This is a genomic window from Sphingobium sp. FG58 (assembly GCF_057809055.1).
Map to the genome: position 1 here is coordinate 231,062 of NZ_JBMDJF010000006.1, position 13,140 is coordinate 244,201.

The window sequence follows — 13,140 nt, forward strand, 5'->3', positions numbered from 1 at the left end:
GCGACCCTGGACCCCGGCTTTCGCCGGGGTGACGGTGGAACAGGATCGGCGTTTAGTTACCGACCGGCTGGCTGTCCGTGCGACGCACCACGATGGTCGAGGAGCGTGGCTGTTGCCCGGCGACCGGCCAGTTGCCGGTGGGATGCTGAATGTTGATGAAGAAGGTCTTGAGGTCCGGCGTATAGGCGAGGCCGGTGATTTCGCAGCCCTTGGGGCCGACCAGGAAGCGCTTGGACTGCTTCGTCGTCTGGTCGATGTAGAACATGGCGTTCTGGCCGAAAATATCCTCGATCGACTTGCCGGTCACGCCGGACGTGCCGGGTACGCTATGGTCGGTCTGGACCCACAGGCGACCCTTGGGATCGATGCGGATGCCGTCGGGGCTGGAGAAAGTGTCGCCCTTGATATCGCCGACCAGATTGGCGCCACCCGACGCCAGCGCCGGATCGCCTGCCAGCAGGAAGATTTCCCAGCTGAACTTGGTGGCGAGCGGCGAGTTGCCCTCTTCCTTGAACTTGACGATATGGCCGTGGCGGTTGGTGACGCGCGGGTTGGGCGTGTCGGTGACGCGGCGACCGCTATTGTTGGTCAGGGTTACGAACACGGCGCTGTTGTCGGGCGCAACCGTGATCCATTCGGGACGGTCCATGATGGTGCCGCCCGCGACACGCGCCGCCGACTGGCAGTTGATCAGCACGTCGGCCTGATTGGCGAAATTGACCGTGGTGGGGACAGGCGGCGTGGTGAACTGGCTGACGTCGCCCGGATCGGACGCACCGACGATCAGGCCATTCCGGCCCTGCACCAGCGCGCGCCATTCGCCCGTGCCGTCGCCGTTGAAGCGCGCGACATAGAGCGTGCCATAGTCGAGCAGGTCGATATTGGCCGCCCGGTTGGCGGTGGAAAAAGTACGGTCGGGAATGAATTTATAGATGCAGCCCGGCGTCGAATCGTCGCCCATATAGATAGCGACGCGATTGTCGCTATTGGCCATATAGGCCGTGTTTTCATGGCTGAAACGGCCGAGCGCCGTGCGCTTGGTCGGGGCGGCCAGTTCCTGATAGGGGTCGATTTCGACCACCCAGCCATAATCTTTGGCAGGCTGGGTCGGGTCGAGATAATTGTCGGTGGTTTCCTCACAGGTGAGGTAGGTGCCCCAGGGGGTACGACCCGACGCACAATTGTTGAGCATGCCCTTGATCGGGCTGGACAGCAGACCCGCAGCAGGGCCACCGGCGCGATAGAGGCTGTTGCCGGTATAACGCTTGTTGAAGCGCGACCCGGCCTTGACCGCCCATTTGCCGTCGCTGCCCTTGGCAATTTCGACCACGCCGATGCCGACGGCCGAAAGCGCAATCTTCTTCTGGTCGGCGGTGGCGGTGGCCGGGTCGTAGGTGCCGGACATCAGGATGTTGAAGTCGGGATATTCAAAATTGAGCGCCAGCAGGCCGCCGCTATTGGCGTCCACGCCCGACAGGTCGAAATATTCCATGCCGTCATGATTGCCGCCGGCCCATTTTTCGGCGTCGGCAGGGGTCGGGAAGCTGCCCGAATAGGGGGTGCCGGTTTCCACCGAATCGCCCGCCTTGAGCAGCACATCTACGGTATAGCCGGTCGGCACGGTGACGGTGTCGTTCATGTTGGCGGCGACGGCGGCGAAGCTGACGGTGTAGCTGTCGGTCGGCGTCGGGGTCGGCGTAGGAGTGGGCGTTGGGCTGGCCCCGCCATCATCGTCATCGCCACAGGCAGACAGCGCGCCAAGCATCGGCAGGATCGACAGGCCCAGCAGGCCATTCTTCAGGATCGTGCGGCGCGCAGGATTGGCTGCAACGATCGCTTCCAGGCTATTATCGCCCATGGAAATGGTCGGCTGCGCATCACGATAGGGCGCGCGCGCTTCGTCGGTCAGATGGGACATGGTTGATTACCCTTATAGCGTTTCCGGGCCGTCGGCAGAGCGCCGCGCCCCTGTGGCCGTGGCGCAGTGCCAGCATGGGATGACAAGCGGACGGCGGGACCGGGTCAGGGTGATGAAAGGCGTATGACAGGGCTGTTACAGCAGGCTGTTCACCTGTTCGACAAAGCGCAGCACGGAAATGGGTTTGGACACATAGGCCTGCGCGCCCGCGGCGCGAATACGGTCCTCGTCGCCCTTCCCGGCATAGGCGGTGACCGCCATGATCGGCACGGCAGACAGGCGATCATCGGCTTTCAGGGAAATGATGAGGTCCAGCCCGCTGACATGGGGCAGGTGGATGTCGGTGATCACAAGGTCGGGCAGAAAGTCGCGCGCCTGCACCAGCACGTCGCGCCCGTCGCGCATCGGCAACACCTCATGGCCATGGGCCCGCAACAAATCGCAAAAAAGTTTCAGATTAAGTTCGTTGTCCTCGACAACAAGCACGCGCTTTGCCACCAGTCACCCATAATTTCCAAGCAGCCCATGAAGCGCGCCACTTCCTGGCCGCCCCCCCGCCGAGAGCCGATCATGCGACCCGACACCCATAATGGCAAGCAAGATAGCGGCGCGGACCCAGCGACGCTGGCGCTGATGGCGCTGGGCTGGATATTGGCCGACGGGCAGCGGGCCGACCGGCTGCTGGCGCTGACGGGCCTCGACAGCGACGCGCTGCGCGCGGGGATCGACAATCCGGCGATATTGAGCGCGGTGCTGGCCTTTCTGGCCGATCATGAGCCGGACCTGATCGCCTGCGCCGAGGCGATCGACACGCGCCCCGACATATTGATCGCCGCGCAGGAGAGTTTGAGCCGATGAGCCGCCCGTTGATCATCACCGATTGCGACGAGGTGCTGTTGCACATGGTCGTGCCGTTCCGCGCCTGGCTGGACGAGACGCATGATGTGCATTTCAACATGCATGATCGCGGCTTTGCCGAAGCGCTGCGGCACAAGGATAGCGGCCTGGTCGTCGAGCGCGACCGGGTATGGGCATTGCTGGTGGAATTTTTCGATACCGAAATGCACCGGCAGACGCCGATTGCGGGGGCGGTCGCAGCGCTGGGGCGGCTGGCGCAGATCGCCGACATCGTCGTGCTGACCAATATTGGCGAACGCCACCACCAGTTGCGGGTCGAGCAGCTGGCGGCGTTTGGCCTCAACTTTCCGGTCCACTGGAATCACGGGCCGAAGGGCGAGCCGCTGGCCGCGATCGTCGCCGCGCATGATCCGGGCGCGGCGCTGTTCATCGACGATCTGGCCGAACATCATGCGTCGGTCGCGCGCCAAGCGCCCGGCGTATGGCGGCTGCATATGGTCGGCGAGCCGGAAATTGCCGCAACGGTGCCCGCCGCTCGCCATGCCCATGCGCGTATCGACGACTGGGCGGCGGCCGAACGCTGGATCATGGAAAAGCTGGCCGCCGGGCCGGCACCGACCGAGACACTTCCAACAGATGGAGCCTTATCATGAGCATCGACGCCCGCCTTGCCGAACTCGGCATCACCCTGCCCCAGGCCGCCGCCCCGGTCGCCGCCTATGTGTCGAGCGTGCAGGCCGGTGACCTGCTGCATATTTCCGGGCAGATTTCGCTGGCCCCCGACGGGCTGATGACCGGGCGTCTGGGCGAGGACAGGGAACTGGATTATGGCGTGGCCGCCGCGCGCATCTGCGGCCTCAACCTGATCGCGCAGATGAAGGCGGCGCTCGGCAGCCTCGACCGGGTCGAGCGCGTCGTAAAGCTGGGCGCCTTCATCGCCAGCGCGCCCTCCTTCACCGACCAGCCCAAGGTCGCCAACGGCGCGTCCGAACTGATGGTCGAAATATTTGGCGAGGCAGGCAAGCACGCCCGCAGCGCGGTGGGTGTCCCCGTGCTGCCGCTGGGCGCGGTGGTGGAAATCGACGCCATCGTACTTGTCCGGTCCGCTGGCTGAGCGGCGGGATTTTGCGGTCGCGCTGGCCCCTTGCGTAACGGCGGGCGCGACCCAATTTTCCGGGCTGTGACCCATGCCGCCCGCCCCCAACGCCTGAAGGCGCGCCGATGAGCGATGTGGTGGCGCGCATCGCCGCGGGGGTGGCTGACCTGCCGCGCGACCAGTGGGATGCCTGCGCGGGGGCCGACAATCCCTTTGTCAGCTGGGATTTCCTGAGCGCGCTCGAACGGTCGGGCAGCGTGGGCGAAGGGACGGGCTGGCAGCCGCTGCCGCTGCTGATCGACGGAGCGGATGGACGCATCGCCGCCGCCGCGCCGCTCTATGCCAAGAGCCACAGCCAGGGCGAATATGTGTTCGACCATGGCTGGGCCGATGCCTGGCACAGGACGGGAAGGCGCTATTATCCCAAGATCCAGATCGCCGCGCCCTTCTCTCCCGTGCCCGGTCCCCGGCTGCTGCTGCGCGACAAGGGGCTGGCCCCGGCACTGATCGCGGGGATCGAGACGGTGGTGGAACGCAACAGCCTGTCGTCGGCCCATGCGACCTTTGTGGCGCCGGATCAGATTGCGCATTTCGAGGCGGCGGGTTGGCTGATCCGCGAGGACAGCCAGTTTCACTGGTCCAATCGCGGCTATGGCTGTTTCGACGATTTTCTGGCCGACCTGTCGAGCGCCAAGCGCAAGAATATCCGCAAGGAACGGGCGCGGGCGGTGGAAGGGCTGGAGATCGTCCACCTGACCGGCCAGGACCTGACCGAGGCGCATTGGGACATATTCTGGGATTTCTATCAGGATACCGGCGCGCGCAAATGGGGGACGCCCTATCTGACGCGGTCCTTCTTCTCACTGCTGGGCGAGACGATGGCCGACCGGGTGCTGCTGATGCTGGCGCTGCGCCAGGGCCAAGCGATTGCAGGCGCGCTCAACCTGATCGGCGGCGATACACTTTATGGCCGCTATTGGGGCTGTAATGAGGAGGTGCCGAACCTCCATTTCGAATTATGCTATTATCAGGCGATCGACGTCGCGATCGCGCGCGGCCTTGCTCGCGTGGAGGCAGGGGCGCAGGGCGGACACAAGCTGGCGCGAGGCTATGCCCCCGAACCGACCTTTTCCGCGCATTATATTCCCGATCCGGGTTTTCGGCGCGCGGTGGCCGATTTCCTGGCCGCAGAGCGGGCAGGCGTGCAGCAGGACCGGCAATGGCTGGCCGAACGGACGCCGTTCAGGAAGGCCGATTAGGCGGCGCGCACCTGGGTGAGGGCGATCCATGCGCGGGCCTGACGCTGGGCCTCGGCGATTTCGCGGGCAGTCATTTCCTCGGCAATTTCGGCGCGCATCGCCTGGCCCTCTTCACTACCGCCAAGGGCCGCCAGATTGAACCATTTATGCGCCTCGATCAGGTCGATCGGCATGTCGCCGGTGCCGCAGCTGAAGGCGACGCCCAGATCGAAACAGGCCTCTGCCGATCCGCCGGCTGCCCGCGCCATACGGCTATCGGCTAGAAATTGCGCACTCTTGATACTGTTGCCCATGACCCTGTTCCCTTTTCCAACGCTAACCCAATGGACGACAACCCTTGTTCTTTTTCCACGAAGAGCAGGTTGGACCGGCAGCTGCTAAAAAATGGTTAACGGCATCGGCCGCATAACAGGCCGAATGCGCGCTATTTCGGGGGCAGGCAAGGTTAACGCGCGTCGGAGCGTGCGATGAACAGTGGCAGATAAGGACTGGCATCGGCGCGTCATAATCCCCATAGCCGCACGCATGGCCCAAACTCCCCCTTCCGCGCCTGTAGGCAAGGACATCCAGTTCCGCGAATTCGTGCTGCTATGCGCCTGCCTGATGGCGATGAACGCATTGTCGATCGACCCGATGCTGCCCGCTTTGCCCGCCATCGGCCGCGATCTGGCGGTCGCACAGCCCAATGACCGGCAGCTGATCATCAGCGTCTATTTTCTGGGGCTGGGCGTCGGATCACTGCTGTTTGGCGTCCTGTCCGATCGCTATGGTCGCAAGCGCGTGCTGGGCTGGGCGATGGTGCTGTTCATCCTGTCGTCCATGGCCTGCGCAGCGGCGCAAAGCTTTCCCATGATGCTGATCGGCCGCGTCTGCGCCGGCTTTTTTTCCGGTGCCAGCCGCGTCATTACCGTCGGTATCATCCGCGACCGCTTCCGCGGCGATGCGATGGCGCGGGTCATGTCGCTAATCTTTGCGGTATTCATGCTGATCCCGGTGGTGGCCCCCAGTTTCGGGCAGGCGATCCTGTGGATCGCGCCGTGGCGCTGGATCTTCTGGGCGCTGGCGATATCGGCAACGCTGGTCCTGCTATGGATGGTCGTGCGGCTGCCCGAAACCTTGCGGCCGGAAAACCGGATGCGAATCACGGTCGGCGGGCTGCTTCACACCGTCGGCATGATCATGCGAACGCGCAGCTCGATCGGCTATATGCTGGCGAGCGGGGTGGTCATGGGCGGGCTGGTCGGCTTCATCCTGTCGGTGCAGCAGATTTTCTTCGACATTTTCGATGCCGAGCATCTTTTCCCGATCGCCTTCGCCGTGATCGCCGGGTGCATGGGGATTGGCAGCCTGGTCAACAGCCGGCTGGTGTCGCGCTTTGGCGCGCGACGGCTGAGCCAGGGGGCGCTGGTCGCTTTCATCCTGATCGCCATCGTCCATATGGCCGTGATCCTGTCCGGCCGGGAAACGATCGTCACCTTCATGCTCCTGCAATCGATGACGATGATCACCGTCGCCTTCACCGCCTCCAATTTCAGCGCGATCTCGATGGAGCCTTTCTCCAAAGGCGCGGGCGTCGCGTCATCCTTTCAGGCGTTCCTGACCACCGCCCTGTCCGCCACATTGGGCAGCATCATTGGCCGCGCCTTCAACGGCTCCACCCTGCCGCTGACCATGGGACTGCTGGTGTGCGGATCGCTCAGTTTCCTGATCTTGATCTGGGCGGAACGGGGCAAGCTGTTCACACGGCCCAATAATCGCGACCTGCGCGACATCGAGTTTGAGGTCATGCATTAGGGTCATAAAAAACGGGGCGGTGTTACCCGCCCCGTTTTATTTTCGATCAGGCGTTGTGCTTGATCAGGCGTCCTGCCCGCCCGGCGTATGCGCGCCCGGCAGCGGCGGGACTGGCTGGGGCGGGATGCCCGCATCCAGTTCCGGCACATCGCTCACACCGCGCCCGACATGGCTGCGGCTGCGGCTATAGGCGAAATAGACGATCAGGCCGACCGCAGCCCAGCCCACGAACATCAGCTTGGTTTCGACGCCCAGGCTCCAGAACAGATACATGCAGCCCAGGATCGCGATCGGCGCGGTCAGCATGATTGCCGGGGTGCGGAAGGGGCGCTTGCGCGTCGGATCGGTGCGACGCAGCACCAGCACCGCGATCGAGACCGCAGCGAAGGCGAACAGCGTGCCGGAGTTGGAAATGTCCGCCAATATGCCGACCGGGAAGAAGGCCGCGAACAACGCCACGAAGATGCCGGTCAGGATGGTGATGACATAGGGCGTCTTGAAGGTCGGATGCACCTTCGAGAATACCGCTGGCAACAGGCCGTCGCGGCTCATGACGAAGAAGATGCGGGTCTGGCCGAACATCATCATCAGGATGACCGAAGGCAGAGCGAGACCGGCAGCCAGGCCGAGCAGATTGCCGATCTGGGGCCAGCCGATTTCACGCAGGGTCCAGGCCAGCGCTTCCTTCGAGCAGGTGACAGCTTCGGTGCCAGCAGCAGCCAGCGCGGCGCATTGTTGCGACAGCGCGGTCGAACCGGGGGCCAGAGCAATGCCGCCTTCCGCAATCGGGATGCCGCCTGCCGTGACCGGCTGCGCGCCCACGGTGCCGATGACGCCGGCAGCCACGAGCATGTAGAAGATGGTGCAGATGCCAAGCGAACCGATCAGGCCGATCGGCATGTTGCGCTGTGGGTTCTTGGTTTCTTCAGCCGCGGTCGAAACCGCGTCAAAGCCAACATAGGCGAAGAAGATGGAGGCGGCGGCTGCGGAAATGCCCGAAAAACCGAGCGGGGCGAAGGGGGTGAATTTCTCCATATTCATGACCGGCAAAGCCAGCACGATGAACAGGGTGAGCGCCGCGACCTTGATCAGCACCAGTACGGCATTGACCGACGCGCTTTCCTTGGTGCCGATCACCAGCAGCCAGGTGACCAGACCGGCGATCAGCATCGCGGGCAGGTTGACCATGCCGCCATCAAACGGCCCCCGCGTCAGCAGATCGGGAATGTCGAGATGGAATGTATGTTCAATCAGGCCGACGACATAGCCGGACCAGCCGACCGATACCGCGCCCGCCGCGACGGCATATTCCAATATCAAGGCCCATCCGACCATCCAGGCGATCAGTTCGCCCATCACCGCATAGCTATAGGTGTAAGCGGAGCCGGACACCGGCACCATCGCCGCCATTTCGGCATAGCAGAGCGCCGCCACGGCGCAGACGAACCCCGCGATGACGAAGGCGAGCATCATGCCCGGCCCCGCCTTTTGCGCAGCTTCGGCGGTCAGCACGAAAATGCCGGTGCCGATGACGGCCCCAATGCCAAGCATGGTGAGCTGGAATGCGCCCAGCGAGCGATGCAGCGATTTCTTCTCTGCCGTCGCCAATATGGCGTCGAGAGATTTTACGCGCCCGAATATCATGAATGGAACCCTTTATCTTGCGATGTCTTGCCCCAGCGGTCGGATCACCCGCCCCCTTTTGCTATGGGAGCGGAGACTATCGCCTAATCGCGCGCGCGCAAGTATGTTGCGTCACCGCGACATGACCATCCAATGGTAAAGGCATAAGGAGCCATGATGATCGACCTGCTGACAGCACCCGGCCTGCATGATGTACCCCATGGTTTTGCCGGGCGGCGCGGCGGGGTGTCGGTGGGCATATATGCCGGTCTGAATGTCGGCCTGGGGTCGCAGGATGATCGCGCTGCGGTGTTGCGCAACCGGGAATTGGCGCGCGACGCAGTGATGCCCGGCGCACAGCTGGTGACGGTGCATCAGGTCCACTCGCCCGATGTCGTGACGGTCGGCAGCGCAATAGCGGATGCCGAGCGCCCTGCCGCCGACGCGATGGTGACGGATCGGCCGGGGCTGTTGCTGGGGATATTGACCGCCGACTGCGTGCCGGTGCTGTTTGCCGACACGGTGGCGGGCGTGGTCGGTGCGGCGCATGCGGGGTGGAAGGGTGCGATTGGCGGAGTGACCGATCGGACGATTGTGGCAATGGAGGCGCTGGGTGCGCAGCGCGACCGCATGGCTTGTGCGATCGGCCCCTGTATCGGGCGGGCTTCCTATGAAGTGACGCTGGATTTTGCCGAGCGGTTCGAGCGGGACGATGCGGATAATGCGCGCTTCTTCACCGCGGGCCGTCTGGGCCATGTGCAGTTCGACATTGCCGCCTATGTCGCGTCGCGACTGGCAGCGGCGGGGGTTGGACGGATCGATTTACTGGACGAGGATACCTATAGCCAGCCGGATCGCTTTTTCAGCTATCGCCGGTCCTGCCATCGCGGCGAGGCGGATTATGGGCGGCAGGTTTCGATGATTGGCCTGGGCGTGTGATGGTGGTGGGGCGGGTTGTTCGCCCCTTCGCGCGACGCTGCCACCTGGCGCATCGTAGAAGTGCAATTGCCCGATAGCGCCCGTGATAAGCAGTTTTGCAACAAATTGCGTCGCGGTCTTGCAATATTATTTCAACGTTACCGAACATGGCCGGCGTTAAAATCTCGACGCGATCCTGTTCGCACTTGCAGTATTATGCAAGCATGCGACCGGTATAGGCGTAGACCAACATCCCGGCAGATCGCGCAATAGCGCAAACCTCACCGACTTGTCCGTGAGCAGAAGCCCAAATATTTGATATTTGGCAGTTTTACTGCAAACCAGTAAATATTATCGTGCCAATTCCGATCCAAAGCGCGGCCGAAACACTCGCAGTGATCAAAAAACGGGACGCATATCTGCGCGGCATAGAATTCAACATACGACCTCTCCAAATTATGGTTTTCTTTTATCCTTAGCATAGGTTTTTTTCCCGTACAGCTATGCAACGGTTTTTTTGCATAAAGTTTCCATGCAGAGAGGCGGTATATCGCCGCGCTGCGCCGCGCATCTGCTATGCCGATGCAGCGATGCGCACAGCTATTCTGCTGAAAAAAGGTGATTATCTAACGCACAGCCATGCTGGACCTGCATCATACCAGAACGGATCGAAAAAATGCGATCAGGGCAGGAAAGAGCATCAGAAATGCGGCGATATGGCCTGTCAGGCAGAGTTAACGGCCCGGCCGACGCAGGGCAGACGACAGATGCCCAGATGACGGCGCGCTTCGCACTCGCCGTCAGCCGGGAAAGGGCAGCGCCTGAGGACGCGGCCCGGCGGAAATGGCGGGTCGCCCCCCGCCCCGGTTGTTCAGGAAGCGGATCGCCCCCGTCCCCTGCATGGAGCGCAGCTTGCCCCCATTCCGGCTGAACTGATTGTCGGAAATCGCGACATCCGACGAATAAAGGGCCGTCGCCGCACGGGGATGATTGCGGCCAAGCTCTATCACCGCGCCATAGCCCTGCGAAACATCCAGATAATTGCCGCTAATTTCGATGCGCTGGGCCGCCATGATGTTGACCGCGCGCTTGCCCACGCGCTCGACCACATTGCCAGTCACGCGGACATTGCGCGCCTCGAACCCTTCATAGCCGGGGCGCGACGCCATGCGCGGGCTGGTCCAGCCACCCACCAGCACGCCATCGGACATGATATCGCTGATCATATTCCCGTCGATCAGGATCTGATCGCTGCCACCCTTGACCGATATCGCCCCGGTCCGCGATTCCACCTTCGACACGCTGTTGCGGGAAATCCGGCCATTGGTGATGCCCAGCAGGTCGATGCCTTCGTCATAGCAATTGGTGATGACGTTGTCGGCGACGATGACATTGCTGCCGCCATTGATCTTCACGCCGTCTTCCATCGGGTTGTCGATGACATTGCCATAGACCGCGATATTGTTGACGGTGTCGTGGTAATCATAGCCATTCTGACTGAACTGAATGCCATTATGGCCCCCGGTCACATGGAAGCCCTGCACCAGGACATTTTCGGTCCCCCCGCCCCCGATCGCCGCCCATTTGCCTTCGCGCGGTGCCACGATGCGGGCCGCCTGCGGGCCATCAGCCGACACCAGCCAGATCGGCGCATCGGGCGTGCCGTTCACCTTCTTGGGGAAAAGGACATTTTCATGATAGGTGCCCGCCTTCACCATGATGGCCGTGCCGGGCCGGGCGATCATCACCGCATCGCCGATCCGGGCAAAGGGATGGTCGCGGCTGCCGTCACCCGCCTCTGCCGGCGCGTCAGCCGATACCCAGACAAAGCGCAGCGGCTTTGCCTTTCCGAACACCGCCGCATCCAGCCCGGCAGGCGGCAATGCCGGCAGGACGTCCGTATCCATGCGCAAATCCGCGATATCCTGCTGCGTGGCAAGCGCGCGCTCGCCCACGACGTTGGGATCGTTGGCCGATGCGACGTAAAGGCCGGTGACAGCGGTCAGGACGATCCCTGCAATCGCAAAATGGTTCATCGCTTCCCTCTTCGATTGCCAAACAGCGCGCAGTGCCTGCCAGGGCCAGCCGCATGTTGCACAGAAAGTGCGATGATGCACGCGCCCTGCATTTTGATGGTTAACCGGAGATTTACAGGCATCGACTCTGGTGTATAGAGACCGGTGACCATGATACGTCAGGCCGCTTGGGGGTTTCAATTGAAACATTACTTCTGGATCGTGGCGACAGCCGCGGTCACGTCCATCCCCGTAACGGGTCATGCGCAACAAATTCCCGACGATGTCGGTGTCGCGGCGCGTGTCCCTGACGAATTCAAGCCTATTGGCGGCCGGATCGGCAGCGTATTTGTTTATCCTGCCCTGACATACGACCTGACCGGCACCGACAATGTCGTGGCATCGGACGCAGACCGCAGGGGCGACGCATATGTGACCGTGGCGCCCCGCGTCACGATTGCCCGCAACAGCCAGCAATCGAACCATGTGGTCCAGCTGTTCAACGCCAATCGCTTTCATTTCGATTCAAAGGATGAGAATTTTTCGGAATTCGGCGTCCTGACGCGAAACCGCTGGGGCGCGGTCGACAGTAACAACATCCTGTTCGAAGCATCCGCCCAGCGCGAAGTGGATCAGCGCACGGGGCGCAACAATGTCACGCTGTCGCGATCGCCCGTCCATCATGGGCGTTTCGACGGCGAACTGGCCTATGCATTTTCCGCTGGCCGGTTCAGCTATCGCTTTGGCGTCCACGGAAGGCGGGTCGATTTCGCCGATGCCAGGAGCCGCACCGGCACCGTCATCGACCAGGATTTTCGCGACTATACGCAACTGGGCGGCAATGCCCAGCTCGGCTATCGCCTGCGCGAGGGGATCAACCTCGTCGGGCAGGTCGATTATGACCGCTTCTATTATGACGTAGGGCCGGGCGACACCGGCTTTCCATCGGGCCTGGCACCCGACCGCAATTCCTATCGCGTCAAGGGTGAAGTCGGCCTGGGCTTTAACATAAGCCAGCGTTTATATGGTGTTGCGACGATCGGCTATCTCACGCGCAATTATCGCAAGCAGATTCCGCAGCTCCGTGATGTCAGCAGCCTGTCCTATAATATCAACCTGCTATGGAATCCGACCGAATATCTGACGGTCCGGGTCAATGGCCTGCGCGATATACAGGAAACCGCCTCTCCGCTCGTGGCCGGTGATCAGTTCACGCGCGGCACGGTGACTGTCGACTATATGCCCACGCCCGCCTTGCTGTTTACGGCCAGCGCGAATGCGGTCCATTATAATCCCGTCGGCGTGACCACCGGCAATGCGACGGAATATGGCGGCAACCTGCTCGCGCGCTATCGCCTGAACCGCCGATGGTCCGTCACGTCGCGGCTTTCCTATAATGGCCGCGACACCAACTCGCCGGTCGACAGCTTCGATGGCGTCTGGTTCAGCATGGGCGTCGTCATCACGCTGTAAACGACGCCACCACATGGTGGCCTGCGTGTATCTGCCCTGCTTAAAGCGGCATGGGGCTTCTCGCCCCGCTGCGTCTATCCGGCTGCCGGTCGCGCGCTCCAGCAGGTCATCCCGCCCGTTCCGAAACTGCTCTAGAGCGTGATGGGATTGTACTGAATCGAAGGGGGATTCCCAAAGTTCTGGAAA

General features: G+C 62.4%; 12 protein-coding genes. 7 read left to right on the forward strand and 5 right to left on the reverse strand.

What is annotated here, in order from left to right:
* Positions 1 to 52 precede the first annotated feature (52 nt).
* Together ACODR8_RS10290 and ACODR8_RS10295 are read right to left on the reverse strand one after the other, a co-directional pair.
* Entirely contained in the window at positions 53 to 1,918 is a 1,866-nt protein-coding gene (locus ACODR8_RS10290; protein ID WP_489007134.1) for a PhoX family protein, read from the reverse strand.
* A gap of 135 nt (positions 1,919 to 2,053) precedes the next feature.
* Complete coding sequence (locus tag ACODR8_RS10295; protein WP_294138040.1) at positions 2,054 to 2,416, reverse strand: response regulator; 363 nt, start codon at positions 2,414 to 2,416, stop codon at positions 2,054 to 2,056.
* A 72-nt stretch (positions 2,417 to 2,488) separates the two neighbouring features.
* Here ACODR8_RS10295 and ACODR8_RS10300 point away from each other — a divergent pair, with 72 nt between their 5' ends.
* The 4 genes from ACODR8_RS10300 (at position 2,489) to ACODR8_RS10315 (ending at position 5,131) form a co-directional block, all read left to right on the forward strand.
* Entirely contained in the window at positions 2,489 to 2,776 is a 288-nt protein-coding gene (locus ACODR8_RS10300; protein WP_217672919.1) for a DUF3572 domain-containing protein, read from the forward strand.
* Positions 2,773 to 3,429, forward strand: a complete 657-nt coding sequence (locus ACODR8_RS10305) for an HAD family hydrolase (protein WP_489007135.1) — start codon at positions 2,773 to 2,775, stop codon at positions 3,427 to 3,429. The genes ACODR8_RS10300 and ACODR8_RS10305 overlap by 4 nt, the downstream gene beginning before the upstream one ends.
* Positions 3,426 to 3,890 carry a RidA family protein gene (locus ACODR8_RS10310; protein WP_489007136.1) on the forward strand — a complete coding sequence of 155 codons (465 nt, stop codon included), beginning with the start codon at positions 3,426 to 3,428 and terminating at the stop codon, positions 3,888 to 3,890. The genes ACODR8_RS10305 and ACODR8_RS10310 overlap by 4 nt, the downstream gene beginning before the upstream one ends.
* 107 nt (positions 3,891 to 3,997) lie before the next feature.
* Positions 3,998 to 5,131: a GNAT family N-acetyltransferase gene (locus ACODR8_RS10315; protein ID WP_489007137.1), complete on the forward strand. Its 1,134-nt coding sequence runs from the start codon at positions 3,998 to 4,000 to the stop codon at positions 5,129 to 5,131.
* Here the strand turns inward: ACODR8_RS10315 and ACODR8_RS10320 are convergent.
* Positions 5,128 to 5,424, reverse strand: a complete 297-nt coding sequence (locus ACODR8_RS10320) for an SEL1-like repeat protein (RefSeq protein ID WP_294138036.1) — start codon at positions 5,422 to 5,424, stop codon at positions 5,128 to 5,130. The genes ACODR8_RS10315 and ACODR8_RS10320 overlap by 4 nt on opposite strands.
* Before the next feature lie 232 nt (positions 5,425 to 5,656).
* Here ACODR8_RS10320 and ACODR8_RS10325 point away from each other — a divergent pair, with 232 nt between their 5' ends.
* Complete coding sequence (locus ACODR8_RS10325; protein WP_489007138.1) at positions 5,657 to 6,925, forward strand: multidrug effflux MFS transporter; 1,269 nt, start codon at positions 5,657 to 5,659, stop codon at positions 6,923 to 6,925.
* A 63-nt stretch (positions 6,926 to 6,988) separates the two neighbouring features.
* On the opposite strand, the gene ACODR8_RS10330 is transcribed toward ACODR8_RS10325, so the two are convergent.
* Positions 6,989 to 8,569: an amino acid permease gene (locus tag ACODR8_RS10330; RefSeq protein ID WP_294138034.1), complete on the reverse strand. Its 1,581-nt coding sequence runs from the start codon at positions 8,567 to 8,569 to the stop codon at positions 6,989 to 6,991.
* A gap of 156 nt (positions 8,570 to 8,725) precedes the next feature.
* Here ACODR8_RS10330 and pgeF point away from each other — a divergent pair, with 156 nt between their 5' ends.
* Positions 8,726 to 9,487, forward strand: a complete 762-nt coding sequence (gene pgeF / locus ACODR8_RS10335; protein ID WP_489007158.1) for a peptidoglycan editing factor PgeF — start codon at positions 8,726 to 8,728, stop codon at positions 9,485 to 9,487.
* 779 nt (positions 9,488 to 10,266) lie between these two features.
* On the opposite strand, the gene ACODR8_RS10340 is transcribed toward pgeF, so the two are convergent.
* Complete coding sequence (locus ACODR8_RS10340; protein ID WP_489007139.1) at positions 10,267 to 11,502, reverse strand: right-handed parallel beta-helix repeat-containing protein; 1,236 nt, start codon at positions 11,500 to 11,502, stop codon at positions 10,267 to 10,269.
* Between the two features lie 180 nt (positions 11,503 to 11,682).
* Between ACODR8_RS10340 and ACODR8_RS10345 the strand changes: the two genes are divergently transcribed.
* Entirely contained in the window at positions 11,683 to 12,954 is a 1,272-nt protein-coding gene (locus ACODR8_RS10345) for an outer membrane beta-barrel protein (RefSeq protein ID WP_489007140.1), read from the forward strand.
* The last annotated feature ends 186 nt before the right edge of the window (positions 12,955 to 13,140 follow it).